The sequence below is a fragment of the Burkholderia sp. LA-2-3-30-S1-D2 genome (assembly GCF_001523915.2).
Classification (GTDB): Bacteria; Pseudomonadota; Gammaproteobacteria; order Burkholderiales; family Burkholderiaceae; genus Burkholderia; species Burkholderia diffusa.
Genome location: NZ_CP013384.1, coordinates 1438787 through 1454519, shown reverse-complemented (window position 1 = coordinate 1454519; position 15733 = coordinate 1438787). Strand labels below are relative to the sequence as shown.

Here is a 15733-nt window from a genome sequence, read left to right as displayed (position 1 = left end):
ATGGATATCCGGGCACGGCGCATCTGCCGTGTGCGTGGTGCTAGATTAGGGCCGGGCATCGGACCGGAGGGAGTGACAACTGTGTCGGGATTCGGATGGATTCGCTGATCACGGCCGCAGCGCGGGCGCTCGCGGCGGGCGACCCGCTCGGCGCGCTGAACCGCGTCGCGCTGCGCGACGACGCACCGGCGCTCGCGTTGCGCGGAATCGCGATGGCGCAGCTCGGCGATTTCGAGCGTGCGCGCGCGCTCGTGCGCGGCGCGGCGCGCGCATTCGGCGCGAAGGAAGCCGTCGCTCGGGCGCGCTGCGTCGTCGCGGAAGCCGAAATCGCGCTGGCGTCTCGCGACCTCGGCTGGCCGTCGCGCGCCCTCGAAGCCGCCTGCGCGACGCTCGACGCACACGGCGACCGCGCGAACGCCGCGCATGCGCGCTATCTCGGCGTGCGCCGGCTGCTGCTGATCGGGCACATCGACGATGCCGAACGGCAGCTCGCGAACCTCGATCCCGCACCACTACCGGCCGCATCGCGCGCAGCCCACGAACTGATCGCAGCCGGCATCGCGATGCGCCGCATCCGCCCGCACTTCGCGCGCACGGCGCTAGCCCGTGCCCGGGCGGCCGCACAGGACGCCGGCATCGCCGCGCTGACGGCCGAAGTCGAGACGGCCGCACGCATGCTCGATACACCGGCCGCGCGACTCATTGCGCGCGGCGCATCGCGGCTCGTGCTGCTCGACGAGGTCGAGGCGCTGCTGGAATCGAACGCGCTGGTCGTCGATGCATGCCGCCACGCGGTACGCGACGCACGCACGACCGTGTCGCTCGCGCGCCGCCCGGTGCTGTTCGTGCTCGCCCGCGCGCTGGGTGAAGCGTGGCCCGGCGACGTATCGAGAAACGCGCTCGTGGCCGCGGCGTTTCGCGCGAGACACGCGGACGAATCGCATCGCGCACGCCTGCGCGTCGAGATCGGCCGCTTGCGCGCGATGCTGCGCCCGCTCGCGAACGTCACCGCGACGCCACGCGGTTTCGCGCTCGAGCCGCTCGGCCCACGCGAGACCGTCGTGCTCGCGCGTCCGGTCGACGATCGCCACGCGGCCGTGCTCGCGCTGCTCGCGGACGGCGAGGCGTGGTCGAGCTCCGCGCTGGCGCTCGCGCTCGGCACGAGCCAGCGCACCGTGCAGCGCGCGCTCGACGCGCTCGCCGAAGCGGACAAGGTGCAGGCGCTCGGCCGCGGTCGCGCGCGCCGCTGGATGACGCCGCCGCTGCCCGGATTCGCGACGACCTTGTTACTCCCCGCACCGCTGCCGGGCGACTAGGATGGGCACACCAACGACGAGGTGACAGACATGAAACGCTCCACCGCAGACATCTTCCGCGAATACGGCCCGTTTCCGGGCGTCGACGGCGTGCACGGCGTCACGTTCGACGGCCAGCGCGTGTGGTTCGCGTCCGGCGACAAGCTGAACGCGCTCGACCCGGAACGCGGCACGACCGTGCGCGCACTCGCCGTCACCGCGCACGCAGGCACCGCGTTCGACGGGCGTTATCTGTTCCAGATCGTCGAGGACCGCATCGAGAAGATCGATCCCGATTCGGGCCGCGTGCTCGCGACGATCCCGGCGCCCGGCGGCGGCGCGGATTCGGGGCTCGCGTGGGCCGAAGGCACGCTGTGGGTCGGCCAGTATCGCGAACGCAAGATTCATCAGGTGGATCCGCAATCCGGCGCCGTGCTGCGCACGATCGAATCGAACCGCTTCGTCACCGGCGTGACGTGGGTCGACAGCGAGCTGTGGCACGGCACCTGGGAAGGGGACGAGAGCGCGCTGCGGCGGATCGATCCGCGCACCGGGCAGGTGCTCGAACAGGTCGACATGCCGCCCGGTGTCGGCGTGTCGGGGCTGGAATCCGACGGCCGCGACCTCTTCTACTGCGGCGGCGGCAACAGCGGCAAGCTGCGCGCCGTGCGCCGCCCTGCGCGGGCACGCGCAGAGGGCGACAGTGCGGCGGCATCCGAGCCGGTCGAGCGCTGATCGCCGATCATCGACGGGCCACCCGGCCCGCCGCGATCCCCGGTCAGCACCGGAACGGATCGCGATGGTTCTCCGAGCCGATCCTGAACCGCGCCCGCTCCCGAGTGCAGGAATGAACAAGACGCTGTCGCGCCGCCATCATTAAGATGCTCGCTCGTCAGTCATTCGTTCGGAGCAGTCGATGCAGCGCGGTGTGGTGTATGGCGTCCTCGCGGGCGCGTTGTGGGGGATGGTCTTTCTCGTGCCGCGGCTGATGACCGACTTCTCGCCGCTGCTGCTCAGCGCGGGCCGCTACGCGATGTACGGCCTCGTGTCGCTGGCGGCGGCACTGCCAGCCGCCCGGTCGCTGCTCGTGCGGCTGACCCGCGAGGATCTCGTCGCGCTCGCGAAGCTCGCGCTGATCGGCAACGTCGCGTACTACATGCTGCTGTCCGGCGCCGTGCACCTGATCGGCATCGCGCCCAGCTCGCTGATCGTCGGCGTGCTGCCGGTGACCGTCACGCTCGCCGGCCTCGGCGACCACGGCGCAATGCCGCTGCGGCGCCTCGTCGCCCCGCTCGCGCTGGTGATCGCCGGCATCGTCTGCATCAACGTCGACCTCTTCACATCGGAAGCCGCGCATGCGACGACGCTCGGCCAGAAGCTCGCCGGCATCGCATGCGCAACCGGCGCGCTCGCGAGCTGGACCTGGTACGCGGTCGCGAACACGCGCTACCTGCAGCGCCACCATCATTTCGGCGGCAACGAGTGGTCGGTGCTGTGGGGTGTCGTGACGGGCCTGATCGGCGGCCTCTGCTGGCTCGCGATCCTCGCGCTGCCGGCCGGCACGGTCCAGGCGGCAGTCCCGGCATCGCGCTGGCAACTGTTCTGGCTGCTGAACCTCGTGCTCGCGATCGGCGCGTCGTGGCTCGGCAATGGATTGTGGAATGCGGCATCGAAGCGGCTGCCGCTCACGCTGTCCGGCCAGCTGATCGTGTTCGAAACCGTATTCGCGATGCTCTACGCATTCGTCTACGACCACCGGATGCCGCGCGTGCTCGAGATCGCGGCGCTCGCGCTGCTGCTGGCGGGCGTCTACGGGTCGGTGCGCCGGCACGGCGACACGCACGCGAGCGGCGACACGCCCGGCCGTGCGCCAGCGAACGCGAACATCACGGCCCACTGAGCGCGTGCGGGCCTGGTCTGACGAATCGGGACGGAATGAGATGGAGCGATGCTGGCGCGACGCGTCAGCGCGCGTCCTTGTGCATCCACTTGCGGCCCTCGATGGAGCCCTCGCGGCGGGTCTTGTCGACGCGCCGCTGGCGCGCGAGCTTCGGATCGACGATCAACGGACGGTAGATCTCGACACGGTCATGATCGGCGAGCGGCGCGTCGAGCGGCGCGAGTTTGCCGAACACGCCGGTTTTTGCCTGCGCGAGGTTGATTTCCGGGTGCAGCGCGAGCACGCCGCTCGCGTCGATCGCCGCGCGCACGGTCGCGCCTTCGGGCAGCGACACCGCAATCAGCGTCTGGCGATCCGGCAGCGCGTAACAGACTTCGATCGACAGCATCGCGTCACCCCTTCCCGTAGCGCTGGTCGGCGCGCTTGACGAACGAATCGACGAACGTGTTCGCGATATGGCTGAACACCGGCCCGATGATCTTCTCGAGCAGGATGCTCGAGAACTCGTAGTGCAGCGCAAATTCGATCTTGCATGCGTCGGAGCGCAGCGGGATGAAGCGCCACGAACCCGTGAACTTCCGGAACGGGCCGTCCGCGAACTCCATGTCGATGCGTGTCGGGCGCTGCTGCGTGTTGCGCGTCGCGAAATGCTGCTTGATGCCCTTGAAGTTGATGTCGATGCGCGCTTCCATCCCGCTGTCGTCCTGACGGCGAATCTCGACGCCGCCGCACCAGGGCAGGAAATTGGGGTAATCGGCCACGTCGGTGACGAGGTCGAACATCTGTTCCGCCGAGTGACGGATCAATACGGTTTTCTGGACATCTGCCATAAATCGCGCGGCATCGCTCAAGTAAGAACGCAAGCCGGGCGATTACCGCCCCGCTTTGCTAAAATCGTGATTTTAAACGAGTTGGCCCGATCCTTTCATGAGCATCATCGACAACAGGAAAGCGCACTTCGATTATCACATCGAGGAACGCTACGAGGCGGGGCTCGTGCTTGAGGGCTGGGAAGTCAAGGCGCTGCGCGCCGGGCGCGGCCAGATCAAGGAAGGCTACGTCGTGGTCAAGAACGCCGAGATCTTCCTGATCGGCACCCACATCAGCCCGCTGCCCGAAGCCTCGACGCACATCAAGCCCGATCCGGTCCGCACGCGCAAGCTGCTGCTGCACCGTGACGAAATCAAGAAACTGATCGGCAAGGTCGAGCAGCGCGGCTATACGCTCGTGCCGCTGAACTTCCACTACAAGGGCGGTCGCGTGAAATGCGACATCGCGCTCGCGAAAGGCAAGAAACTGCACGACAAGCGCGAAACCGAGAAGAAACGCGACTGGGAGCGCGAAAAGGCGCGCATCATGCGCGCCGGTGCCTGACGCGCGACGTCCCCATCGCAAACGACACGGCCCGCTCGAAGCGGGCCGTGTGCTTTTGTGAGCCGTGATGCGTGTGTGCGCCGATCGAGCAGCCGCTCACGGTCCCTGATGAAACCCTGCGCGCCCATCGTCATGCGAGCAGGATCGCGATTCCATAGCGCGACGATTCGCCGCACGTCGGCCGCACGCAGCCGCCGGACGGCTCATCGAGCCGCGCCTGCGCTCAGGCCTTTCCGCCCGCGGCCGGCGCCGCGTTCTTGACAATCGTCAGCGCCGACGCGATCGCGGTGCCGAGATCCGACAGGTTCGCCGGCACGATCAGCGTGTTGCCCTGTTTCGCGAGGTTCGAGAATGCGCCGACGTACTGCTCGGCAACCTTCAGGTTCACGGCGTCCATCCCGCCCTGCGACTGGATCGCGTTCGCGATCTTCTGGATGGCCTGCGCGTTCGCCTCGGCCACCGCGAGAATCGCGGCCGCCTCGCCCTGCGCCTGGTTGATCGCGGCCTGCCGCTCGCCTTCGGACTTCTGGATCGCCGCCTCGCGTGCGCCCGAAGCGAGGTTGATCTGCTCCTGCTTGCGGCCTTCGGATGCGGCGATCAGCGCGCGCTTTTCCCGCTCGGCGGTGATCTGCGCCTGCATCGCGTGGAGGATCTCCTTCGGCGGCGTCAGGTCCTTGATTTCGTAACGCAGTACTTTCACGCCCCAGTTCGCGGCAGCCTGATCGAGCGCCGACACGATGTTGTGGTTGATGAAGTCGCGTTCCTCGAAGGTCTTGTCGAGTTCGAGCTTGCCGACCACCGACCGTAGCGTCGTCTGCGCGAGTTGCGTGATCGCGAGCACGAAGTTGCTCGATCCGTAAGAGGCCTTCATCGGATCGGTCACCTGGAAGTACAGCACGCCGTCGACCTGCAGTTGCGTGTTGTCGCGCGTGATGCAAACCTGGCTCGGCACGTCGAGCGGAATCTCCTTCAGCACGTGCCGGTAGGCGATCCGGTCGACAAACGGCAGCACGATATTGAGACCGGGCGACAGCGTCGCGTGATAGCGCCCGAAGCGTTCGAGCACCCACGCATGCTGCTGCGGCACGATCTTCACCGTCTTCGACACGATCACGATGGCGATGACGAGCAGGACGACCCAGATGATCAGCGAATCCATGAAATATTCCCTCCTTGTTGTATCAGCGGACGATCAGCCCGCGGGTTTCGCTACGACCACGAGACAGTTGCCGCGCACGGCGCGCACCTGATACACGTGCACATCGTCGCGTTCGCCGTGCGCGAGTTCGACGTCCCAGTCGGCGCCGCGATATTGAACGCGCGCGCGGCCGTCATGCCACGCGTCGACCGTGACGGTCGAGCCGATATCGAGATTGACGTCGGGATTCGTCGACGTGTCGCGCTTCTGCTTGCGCCCGAGCCCCGAGCGGCGCAGCACGATCATCGCGATGATCGCGACCGCGCCGGCCACGCCGAACTGCACGTGCGGCGCGAAACCGGCCAGTTGCAGCAATCCGCCCGCGAGAAAGCCGAGCGCAATCATCAGCAGGTAGAACGTGCCCGAGAGCAACTCGGCCACGACCAGCACGCCCACCGCGCCCCACCAGAACAGATGCCCCGACATCATTGTGGTCTCCAGAAAAACGGCCCCGTACGTTCACTATATTCTTCGCCGCCGCAAGCGGACGCAAGCGGCACACCCAGGTCGCTCCGTTATGTACCGACAAACAAAAACACCCCGGTGCTTACCGGGGTGTTTATAACACGAACCTTGCATTTTGCCTTCAACACAAGCGCGGCGGACCCGCGCTTGCGCCGAACGGGCATTGACCGTTACTTCCGGTTGGCGAGCGCCTGCCACGTATCGATGATCGTGTCCGGGTTCAGCGAGATCGACACGATGCCTTCGTCGGTCAGCCATTGCGCGAAGTCCGGGTGATCGGACGGGCCCTGGCCGCAGATGCCGACGTACTTGCCCATCTTGCGGCAGGTATCGATCGCCCGCTTGAGCAGGAACTTGACGGCCGGGTCGCGTTCGTCGAAGTCGACGGCCAGCAATTCCATGCCCGAGTCGCGGTCGAGGCCGAGCGTGAGCTGCGTGAGGTCGTTCGAACCGATCGAGAAACCGTCGAAGTGCTCGAGGAACTCTTCGGCGAGGATCGCGTTGGTCGGGACTTCACACATCATCACGAGGCGCAGGCCGTTCTCGCCGCGCTTCAGGCCGAACTTCTCGAGCAGGCCGACGACGCGCGCCGCCTGCTTCACGGTCCGCACGAACGGCACCATGATCTCGACGTTGGTCAGGCCCATCTCGTCGCGCACGCGCTTCAGTGCACGGCACTCCATCTCGAACGCCTGCGCGAAGTCTTCGGCGATGTAGCGCGACGCGCCGCGGAAGCCCAGCATCGGGTTTTCCTCATCCGGCTCGTAACGCGAACCGCCGATCAGCTTCTTGTACTCGTTCGACTTGAAGTCGGACAGACGCACGATCACGGGCTTCGGATAGAACGCCGCGGCGATCGTCGCGACGCCTTCCGTCAGCTTGTCGACGTAGAACTGGCGCGGCGACGCGTGACCGCGCGCGACGCTCTCGACGGCCTTCTTCAGATCCTGGTCGATGTTCGGGTACTCGAGGATCGCCTTCGGGTGCACACCGATGTTGTTGTTGATGATGAACTCGAGACGCGCGAGGCCCACGCCGGCGTTCGGCAACTGCGAGAAGTCGAACGCGAGCTGCGGGTTGCCGACGTTCATCATGATCTTGACCGGGATTTCCGGCAGTTCGCCGCGCTGCACTTCCGTGACTTCCGTCTCGAGCAGGCCGTCGTAGATCTTGCCTTCGTCGCCTTCCGCGCACGACACGGTGACGAGCGCGCCGTCCTTCAGGATGTCGGTTGCGTCGCCGCAGCCGACGACTGCCGGCACGCCGAGTTCACGCGCGATGATCGCCGCGTGGCAGGTCCGGCCGCCACGGTTCGTGACGATCGCCGCTGCACGCTTCATCACCGGCTCCCAGTTCGGGTCGGTCATGTCCGCCACCAGCACGTCGCCCGGCTGCACGCGTTCCATTTCCGACGGATCCTGGATCACGCGCACGGGGCCTGCGCCAATCTTCTGGCCGATCGCGCGGCCCGTCGCCAGCACCTGCGACTGACCCTTCAGCTTGAAGCGCTGCTCGGCCTTGCCGGTCGCCTGGCTCTTCACCGTTTCCGGACGCGCCTGCAGGATGAAGATCTTGCCGTCGCGGCCGTCCTTGCCCCACTCGATGTCCATCGGACGCTGGTAGTGCTTTTCGATGATGACCGCGTACTTCGCCAGCTCGATCACGTCTTCGTCGGTGATCGAGTAGCGGTTGCGCTGCTCGTGCGGCACGTCGACCGTCTTCACGCGGCCCGGCTCGCCCGGCTGCGTGAATTCCATCTTGATCAGCTTCGAGCCGATCGAGCGGCGGATGATCGGGTACTTGTCCTGTGCGAGCGTCGTCTTGAATACGTAGAACTCGTCCGGGTTCACGGCACCCTGCACGACGGTTTCGCCCAGGCCGTAGCTCGACGTGATGAACACGGCGTCCTTGAAGCCCGATTCGGTGTCGATCGTGAACATCACGCCGGCCGCGCCGACGTCCGAGCGGACCATGCGCTGCACGCCGGCCGACAGTGCGACTTCCGCGTGCGTGAAGCCCTTGTGCACGCGATACGAGATCGCGCGGTCGTTGTACAGCGACGCGAACACGTGCTTCATGCGGTCGAGCACGTCGTCGATGCCGACGACGTTCAGGTACGACTCCTGCTGGCCGGCGAACGATGCGTCGGGCAGGTCTTCCGCGGTGGCGGACGAACGCACGGCGAACGACAGCTCGCCCGGCGAGCTCTTCGTCAGGATTTCGAACTGCTCACGGATTTCCTGCTCGAGACGTGCCTGCATCGGTGCATCGACGATCCACTTGCGGATTTCGGCACCGGCTTCGGCGAGCGCCTTCACATCGTCGATGTCGAGCGACTCGAGACGCTTCGCGATGCGATCGGTCAGATCGTTGTGCTTGAGGAAATCGCGGAATGCGAGCGCGGTCGTGGCGAAACCGGTGGGTACGCGAACGCCTGCTTCGGAAAGCTGGCTGATCATCTCGCCGAGCGACGCATTCTTGCCGCCCACGATCTCCACATCGGTCATCCGCAACTGCTCGAACGGGATTACATACGCCTGGTCCTTTGCGACGTTTGCTGCGTTAGTCATACAAGCCCCTAAGTGTGAAAAAAATGCTCGATTGCGCAAGTGGGCTCGGACGCGGGCGCTTGCAAAAAGGCGCGGCGCGTCTTGCGCAACCTGTTGGAGAAACAATCGCAGCAGCGGAAAATCTTCCGACCCGATTTGCAAAAATCCCGGCAGAAAGGCGATACATTCAGACAAATCGCCGAACTTGCCGGGAGTTTCAGATCGATCACGGCAAGCCCGAGGTGCCGTTCGCACCCTGCCCCCGCAATTGCTTATCCAACAGGTTGCCGCTATTCTACCGTGCCGGCTGCCGGATGTGGCGCGACCTTCTCACTGCGTCTGGAGGCGAACCTCCAGCTGCCCGCGCAACCGCCCTTCACGTTCGACGCCCAGATTCATGCTGCCTACCGTTTTCATCGTCTCCGACGGCACCGGGATCACTGCCGAAACCTTCGCGCACTCGATCCTCTCCCAGTTCGACCAGAAATTCCGCCTCGTGCGCTTGCCGTTCGTCGACTCGCTCGACAAGGCCTTCGCGACCGTCGAGAAGATCAACGAAGCCGCAGTGCACGACGGCCGCCGTGCGATCGTGTTCACGACGCTCGTCGACAGCGAGTCGAATGACATCGTCAAGCGCTCGAACGCGCTCGTGCTGGACATGTTCCAGCGCTTCGTCGAGCCTCTCGAGCAGGAACTGGAGCTGAAGTCGAGCCACGCGATGGGCCGCGGCCACCAGAACGCCGATACCGAGGAATACAAGACGCGGATCGAGGCGATCAACTTCTCGCTCGCGCACGACGACGGCCAGTCGAACCGCAACCTGTCGGAGGCCGACGTGATCCTGGTCGGCGTGTCGCGCAGCGGCAAGACGCCGACGAGCCTGTATCTCGCGATGCAGTACGGCGTGAAGGCAGCCAACTATCCGCTGATTCCGGAAGACTTCGAGCGCGGCAAGCTGCCGTCGGCGCTGTCGCCGCATCGCGACAAGCTGTTCGGGCTGTCGATCGACCCGCAGCGCCTGTCGGAGATTCGCAACGAGCGCCGGCCGGGCAGCAAGTACGCGGCACCCGAGAACTGCCGCTACGAGATCAACGAGGCCGAAGCGATGATGCGCCGCGAAGGGATCAAGTGGCTGTCGTCGACGCACAAGTCGATCGAGGAGATCGCGACGACGATCCTGCAGGAAATCCGCCTCGACCGGCAGTCGTACTGAGCGCCTGCGCGCTTGCGGCCAACTGGCCGCCGCCGGAAACAAAAAGGCCGCGTCGAACGCGGCCTTTTTTTGGTGCGAAATGCCCGCATGCGGCATCACGCAGGCCGCTGCTGCCGCACCTGCTCGAACAGGCACACCGCTGCTGCTGCGGCAACATTCAGCGACTCCATCCCGCCCGGCTGCGGAATCGTCACGCGATGCGTGGCCGCGTCGCGCCAGAATGCCGATACGCCGGCACCCTCGTTGCCGAACACCCATGCAACGGGGCCGGCCAGGTCGCAGTCGTAGACTGCCTGCGCGCCGTGCGAATCGGTCAGCGCGACCGGCACGTCGAGGCGTTCGGCGAGCACGGCAGAATCAACGTCTTCATGGATCGACAGCAGGAAATGCGCGCCCATGCCGGAACGCAACACCTTCGACGACCACGCATAGGCGGTGCCCGGCGCACAGAATACGTGCCGCACGCCGGCGGCCGCCGCGCTGCGCAGGATCGAGCCGACGTTGCCGGCGTCCTGCACGCCGTCGAGCACGACCGACGTGTGCGTGACGCGCTCCGGCAGCGGCTGCGCGGGCCGGTCGACGAGCAACAGGAAACCGACACCGCTGACCACGTTCGACAGTTGCCCGAACAAGGCGTCGGGCAGCGTGACGACCCGCTGCGCGTCGACGCGCGCGATGATCGCCTGCGCTTCCTCGTGCGCGAGCGCGCCTTCGGTCGCGACGCACAGCTCGGGTGTCGCGCCCGTATCGAGATACGCGCTGGCGAGGTGGAAACCCTCGAGCAGCGCCTGGCCGCTGCGGCGCTGATGGGGCGTCGAACCCGCGAGCGCCTTCAGGCGCTTGTACAGCGGGTTGTCGCGGGAAGTAATGCTTTTCATCGAATCAGATCGAGTGCCGCGCGCACGGGCGCGAACGAGCGCCGGTGCGCTTCGCACGGGCCGTGCTCGCGCAGCGCGGCAAGGTGTTTCGCGGTGCCGTAGCCCGCATGCACGTTGAAACCGTACACCGGGAAGCGTTCGTGCAGGTCGACGAGCATGCGGTCGCGCGTGACCTTCGCGAGGATCGACGCGGCCGAGATGCTCGGTACGAGCGCATCGCCGCTGACGATCGCCTCGGCACGCACCGTCAGCGTCGGGCAGCGGTTGCCGTCGATCTGCGCGAGCGTCGGCAGGACCGACAGCCCCTCGACGGCACGCTTCATCGCGAGCATCGTCGCGTGCAGGATGTTCAGCGTATCGATTTCGTCGACGCTTGCCGACGCGACGCAATACGCGCGCGAACGCGCGACGATCAGGTCGTACAGCGCATCGCGCTTCTTCGCGGACAGCGCCTTCGAATCGTCGAGCCCGTCGATCGGCTGGGCCGGATCGAGGATCACCGCAGCGGCCACCACCGGCCCCGCGAGCGGGCCGCGGCCCGCTTCGTCGACGCCACAAACGATCTCGTCGGGCCGGCTGAAGTCGAAGCCGCCCTGCACGTCGCTCGACGCGCGGCGGCGTGGTGCACGAGCTGCCGTCATGCGCGCCCCTTGCGTTGTTCGAGCACGCGCACGACCGCTTCGGCCGCCTTCGCGGCCGTGTTCTGCCGCAGTGAGAGATGCATTTCGGTAAACACTTCGGTCAGCGTTCGACGATTCGCGTCGTCGCGCAGCTGCGTGAGCGTCGCATCGGCGAGCGCCTCGGGCGTCGCGAAATGCTGCAGCAGCTCGGGCACGACGAAGCGCCCCGCCAGGATGTTCGGCAAGCCGACGTACGGCAGATAGCCCTGCCGGCGCATGATCTGTCCGGTCAGCCAGGGCACCTTGTACGAGATCACCATCGGCTTCTTGAGCAACGCGGCTTCCAGCGTGACGGTGCCACTCTTCACGAGGATCGCGTCGGCGGCGGTCATCGCGACCTGCGAGCGGCCGTCGGTGATCGTCAGCGCCAGCTGCGGATGCGCGTCGACGAGCGGCTGCAGCAGTTCGCGCAGCGCGGGCGTCGCAGCCGGCATCACGAACCGCACACCGGGCTCGCGCTGCTGCATCAGCGCCATCGCCGCGAAGAACGTCGGGCCGATCAGCCCGATCTCCGAGCGCCGGCTGCCCGGCAGCACCGCGATCACGGGGCCGTCCACGGGCAGGCCCAGCGCGATGCGCGCGCCGTGCGCGTCGGGTTCGAGCGGAATCTCGTCGGCCAGCGGGTGGCCGACATACGTCGATGCGACGCCCGCCTTGTCGAGGATCGCCGGCTCGAACGGGAACAGGCACAGCATGTGGTCGACGGACTTCGCGATCTTCTTGATCCGCCCGCCGCGCCACGCCCAGATCGACGGGCACACGAAGTGGATCGACGGGATGCCCGCGTCGCGCGCGGCCTGCTCCACGTTGAAGTTGAAATCGGGTGCGTCGACGCCGATGAATGCGTCGGGCCGCTCCGCGAGCAGCTGGCGCTTCAGTTCGCCGCGAATCCGCAGGATTTCGGGAATCTGGCCCAGCGCCTCGACGTAGCCGCGCACCGTCAGCTTGTCCATCTGCCAATGCGAGTCGAAGCCGTGCGCGAGCATCCGCTGCCCGCCGATCCCGTAGTAGTGGGTCGACGCGGGCAGCCGCTCTTGAAGCCCGCCGAGCAGCGACGCCGCGAGCAAATCGCCCGACGGCTCGCCGGCCACCATCGCGAGCCGGAGCTGATTGGTCGGGAGCGACATCGCTTAGCGGATGATGCCGCGTTGGGACGCGTCGATGAACGCGACGAGCGCGGTGACCGCTGCGTCGCCTTCGCCACCCGCGGCCGCCAGCTCGCGCAACTGCACCTTCGCTTTCTCGAGCGACAGGCCGTTCTTGTACAGCAGGCGGTACGCGCTGCGCAGCGCCGAGATCGCGTCGGGCGAGAAACCGCGCCGGCGCAGGCCTTCGACGTTGATGCCGTGCGGCTCGGCCTTGTTGCCGGCCGCGATCACGAACGGCGGCACGTCCTGCACGAGCGCCGAGGCGCCACCCAGCATCGAGTGCGCACCGATGCGCACGAACTGGTGCACGCCCGACATCCCGCCGACGATCGCCCAGTCGCCGATCTCGACGTGACCGGCCATCTGCGCGTTGCTCGACAGGATCACGTTGTTGCCGACGCGGCAGTCATGACCGATGTGCACATAGGCCATGATCCAGTTGTCGTCGCCGAGCGTCGTCACGCCCACGTCCTGCACGGTGCCGGTGTGGATCGTCGTGAATTCGCGGATCGTGTTGCGGTTGCCGATCACGAGCTTCGTCGGCTCGTCCTTGTACTTCATGTCCTGCGGACGGCCGCCGACCGACGCGTAATGGCCGATGCGGTTGTCCTCGCCGAGCGTCGTGTGACCTTCGATCACGCTGTGCGAGCCGATCGTCGTACGCGCGCCGATCGTGACGTGCGGCCCGACGATCGCGTACGGCCCGATCTCGACGGACTCGTCGATCTGCGCGCCCGGTTCGACGATCGCGGTAGGATGAATCCTGGTCATGCGCCGTTGCCTCTCGATGTGATGTGTCGCGTTGCTCGCGTTACGTTACCCATGCGTGCTGCGTCGCTCAGGGCGCCGCGTCGGCCGTCTTGACCGTGCACATCAATTCGGCTTCCGCCGCCACCTTGCCGTCCACTTCCGCCACCGCCTTGAACTTCCAGATGCCGCGGATGTAGCGTTCGAACGTCACGTTCAGAATCAGCTGATCGCCCGGTTCGACGACACGCTTGAAGCGCGCGCCGTCGATGCCGACGAAGTAGTACAGCGTGTTTTCCGGATCCTTCGGCTGCTCTTCCGCGAACGTCAGCAGCGCGGCCGCCTGAGCGAGCGCCTCGAGGATCAGCACACCCGGCATCACCGGCCGCTTCGGGAAATGCCCCTGAAAGAACGGCTCGTTGATCGACACGTTCTTCAGCGCTTTGATTCCCTTGTGCGGCTCGAGTTCGAGCACGCGATCGACGAGCAGAATCGGGTAGCGATGCGGCAGCAGCGTGAGGATCTTGTGGATGTCGAGATTGATTTTTTCAGTGCTCATGATGGTTCGTCTCACGCAAAAGCTGCGCGGTGGTGATGCAAAAGCTGAAGCGGGCCGCCGCGCGGCCCAGTCTGGCAAACCGGGCCGAATGCGCTGGCCGTGCCCGGTTCGTGGTCTCGCATGGTGTCGGTCAGGCGTCCGTGCCGCCCTGGGCGGCCAGCGCGGTCTCGAGCGCCTTGATGCGGTCGCGCAGCTTGTCGAGGTTGCGCACGAGTGCGGCGCTCTTGTTCCATTCGCCGTGGTCGACGGCCGGGAATGCACTCGTGTAGATGCCTGCCTTCGGCAGCGACTTCGACACGCCCGAATTCGCGGTGATGATGACATAGTCGCCAAGCGTCACATGGCCGGCGATCCCGGCCGCGCCGCCGATCATGCAGTGGCGGCCGATCGTCGTGCTGCCCGCGATGCCCGCCTTGCCGGCGATCACCGTGTAAGCGCCGATCCGGCAGTTGTGGGCGATCTGCACCTGGTTGTCGATCTTCACGCATTCCTCGATGACGGTGTCCGCCATCGCGCCGCGGTCGATCGTCGTGTTCGCACCGATCTCGACGTCCGGGCCAACCGACACGCCGCCGACCTGCGGAATCTTGACCCAGCTGCCGGTGCGCGCATCGCCGTCGCCGACGAAATCCGGCGCGAAGCCGAACCCGTCGGAACCGATCACGGCACCCGAATGAATGATCGCGCGCGGACCGATCTTGCAGCCGTGGTACACCGAAGCGTTCGGGTAGAGGTGCGAACCGGCGCCGATCGTGGTGCCGCGGCCGACGAACACGTTCGCGTCGAGCTGCACGCCGTCCTCGATCACCGCGCCGGCCTCGACCGTCACGTGCGGACCGATCACCGCGCTCGCGGCCACCTGCGCGGCCGGATCGATCGTCGCGCTCGGATGCACGCCGGCTGCGCGCGGCGGCGTAGCGAGATCGATGAACATCTGCGCGACGCGCGCGAAGTACGCGTACGGATTCGGCGTCACGATGAAATTGCGGCCATCAGCGGCCGCGCCCAGCTTTTCGAGATCCTTCGGCGCGATCAGCACCGCGCCGGCGCGGGTCGTCTCGACCTGCGACAGGTACTTCGGATTCGCGAGAAACGCGAGTTGCTGAGGGCCTGCCTGGTCGATCGGCGCGAGGCCGCCCACCTTGCACTGGGCGTCGCCGGCGATCTCGCCACCGAACCGCTTTACGAGTGCCTCAAGCGTCAATGCCATTCGTCGTCTGCTCCGTTCAGTTCGTCGAGCCGGACGCGAGCGCCTTGAGCACCTTGTCGGTGATGTCGATACGCGGGCTGACGTACACGGCTTCCTGCACGATCAGGTCGTAATTCTGCTGCTCGGCGATCTGCTTGATGACCTTGTTCGCACGCTCCAGCACCGCCGCGAGTTCCTCGTTGCGGCGCTGGTTCAGGTCTTCGCGAAACTCGCGCTGCTTGCGTTGGAAGTCGGTATCGAGCTGCGCGAGATCGCGCTGCTTTTGTGCGCGATCGGCCGCCGACAGCGACGCGCCGTTCTTGTCCAGCGAGTCGGACATCGACTTCAGACGCGCCGCGAGGTCCTGCAGATCCTTGTCGCGCTTCGCGAACTCGGCTTCGAGCTTCGTCTGCGCCGCCTTGGCGGGCGCCGACTCGCGCAGGATCCGATCCGAATTGACCGCCGCGATGCGGGCGACGTCCTGAGCATGTGCCGTCGCCGCGCCCAAGGCCAGCGCAACGGTCAGCGCACACATCAC

Annotated in this window: 17 protein-coding genes; 5 read left to right on the top strand and 12 right to left on the bottom strand. The window is 66.4% G+C overall.

All coding sequences use genetic code 11. The annotated features are described in order from the left end of the window. The first annotated feature begins 95 nt into the window (after window positions 1–95). From WS66_RS19485 to WS66_RS19475, 3 genes are all read left to right on the top strand, one after another. A complete protein-coding gene (locus WS66_RS19485; RefSeq protein ID WP_059599940.1) occupies window positions 96–1316 on the top strand; it encodes a hypothetical protein in 1221 nt (406 codons plus the stop codon). A 30-nt stretch (window positions 1317–1346) separates the two neighbouring features. Then, on the top strand, window positions 1347–2030 hold the full coding sequence (locus tag WS66_RS19480) for a Vgb family protein (RefSeq protein ID WP_059599939.1): 684 nt from the start codon (window positions 1347–1349) through the stop codon (window positions 2028–2030). A 181-nt stretch (window positions 2031–2211) separates the two neighbouring features. Then, window positions 2212–3195: a DMT family transporter gene (locus tag WS66_RS19475; RefSeq protein WP_059599938.1), complete on the top strand. Its 984-nt coding sequence runs from the start codon at window positions 2212–2214 to the stop codon at window positions 3193–3195. A 64-nt stretch (window positions 3196–3259) separates the two neighbouring features. On the opposite strand, the gene WS66_RS19470 is transcribed toward WS66_RS19475, so the two are convergent. Further along, window positions 3260–3583, bottom strand: a complete 324-nt coding sequence (locus tag WS66_RS19470; protein WP_059599937.1) for an RnfH family protein — start codon at window positions 3581–3583, stop codon at window positions 3260–3262. A gap of 4 nt (window positions 3584–3587) precedes the next feature. Further along, on the bottom strand, window positions 3588–4025 hold the full coding sequence (locus WS66_RS19465; RefSeq protein ID WP_059529356.1) for a type II toxin-antitoxin system RatA family toxin: 438 nt from the start codon (window positions 4023–4025) through the stop codon (window positions 3588–3590). Window positions 4026–4122: 97 nt separating this feature from the next. On the opposite strand from WS66_RS19465, the gene smpB reads away from it, so the two are divergent. Then, on the top strand, window positions 4123–4569 hold the full coding sequence (gene smpB, locus WS66_RS19455; protein ID WP_059464267.1) for an SsrA-binding protein SmpB: 447 nt from the start codon (window positions 4123–4125) through the stop codon (window positions 4567–4569). A 223-nt stretch (window positions 4570–4792) separates the two neighbouring features. On the opposite strand, the gene WS66_RS19450 is transcribed toward smpB, so the two are convergent. The 3 genes from WS66_RS19450 to ppsA form a co-directional block, all read right to left on the bottom strand. Then, on the bottom strand, window positions 4793–5728 hold the full coding sequence (locus WS66_RS19450; protein WP_059599936.1) for an SPFH domain-containing protein: 936 nt from the start codon (window positions 5726–5728) through the stop codon (window positions 4793–4795). Between the two features lie 33 nt (window positions 5729–5761). Next, window positions 5762–6196 carry an NfeD family protein gene (locus tag WS66_RS19445; RefSeq protein WP_059599935.1) on the bottom strand — a complete coding sequence of 145 codons (435 nt, stop codon included), beginning with the start codon at window positions 6194–6196 and terminating at the stop codon, window positions 5762–5764. A gap of 206 nt (window positions 6197–6402) precedes the next feature. Continuing rightward, window positions 6403–8802, bottom strand: coding sequence for a phosphoenolpyruvate synthase (gene ppsA, locus WS66_RS19440; RefSeq protein WP_059599934.1), 2400 nt, complete (start codon window positions 8800–8802; stop codon window positions 6403–6405). A 376-nt stretch (window positions 8803–9178) separates the two neighbouring features. On the opposite strand from ppsA, the gene ppsR reads away from it, so the two are divergent. Then, a complete protein-coding gene (ppsR, locus tag WS66_RS19430; protein WP_059450011.1) occupies window positions 9179–9994 on the top strand; it encodes a posphoenolpyruvate synthetase regulatory kinase/phosphorylase PpsR in 816 nt (271 codons plus the stop codon). Window positions 9995–10089: 95 nt separating this feature from the next. Here the strand turns inward: ppsR and WS66_RS19425 are convergent, their stop codons facing one another. The 7 genes from WS66_RS19425 to WS66_RS19395 form a co-directional block, all read right to left on the bottom strand. Beyond that, window positions 10090–10872 (bottom strand): TrmH family RNA methyltransferase, encoded by a 783-nt coding sequence (locus WS66_RS19425; RefSeq protein WP_059599933.1) that lies wholly within the window; start codon window positions 10870–10872, stop codon window positions 10090–10092. Next, window positions 10869–11513, bottom strand: a complete 645-nt coding sequence (rnhB, locus tag WS66_RS19420) for a ribonuclease HII (RefSeq protein WP_059599932.1) — start codon at window positions 11511–11513, stop codon at window positions 10869–10871. The genes WS66_RS19425 and rnhB overlap by 4 nt, the downstream gene beginning before the upstream one ends. Beyond that, window positions 11510–12679, bottom strand: a complete 1170-nt coding sequence (gene lpxB / locus WS66_RS19415) for a lipid-A-disaccharide synthase (protein ID WP_059599931.1) — start codon at window positions 12677–12679, stop codon at window positions 11510–11512. Before lpxB ends, rnhB begins: the two co-directional genes overlap by 4 nt. 3 nt (window positions 12680–12682) lie before the next feature. Continuing rightward, a complete protein-coding gene (lpxA, locus tag WS66_RS19410) occupies window positions 12683–13471 on the bottom strand; it encodes an acyl-ACP--UDP-N-acetylglucosamine O-acyltransferase (RefSeq protein ID WP_059599930.1) in 789 nt (262 codons plus the stop codon). Window positions 13472–13538: 67 nt separating this feature from the next. Further along, window positions 13539–14006 carry a 3-hydroxyacyl-ACP dehydratase FabZ gene (gene fabZ / locus WS66_RS19405; protein ID WP_006495559.1) on the bottom strand — a complete coding sequence of 156 codons (468 nt, stop codon included), beginning with the start codon at window positions 14004–14006 and terminating at the stop codon, window positions 13539–13541. A gap of 130 nt (window positions 14007–14136) precedes the next feature. After that, window positions 14137–15216: a UDP-3-O-(3-hydroxymyristoyl)glucosamine N-acyltransferase gene (gene lpxD / locus WS66_RS19400; RefSeq protein ID WP_059599929.1), complete on the bottom strand. Its 1080-nt coding sequence runs from the start codon at window positions 15214–15216 to the stop codon at window positions 14137–14139. Window positions 15217–15232: 16 nt separating this feature from the next. After that, on the bottom strand, window positions 15233–15730 hold the full coding sequence (locus WS66_RS19395) for an OmpH family outer membrane protein (protein ID WP_040144479.1): 498 nt from the start codon (window positions 15728–15730) through the stop codon (window positions 15233–15235). Window positions 15731–15733: the final 3 nt, after the last annotated feature.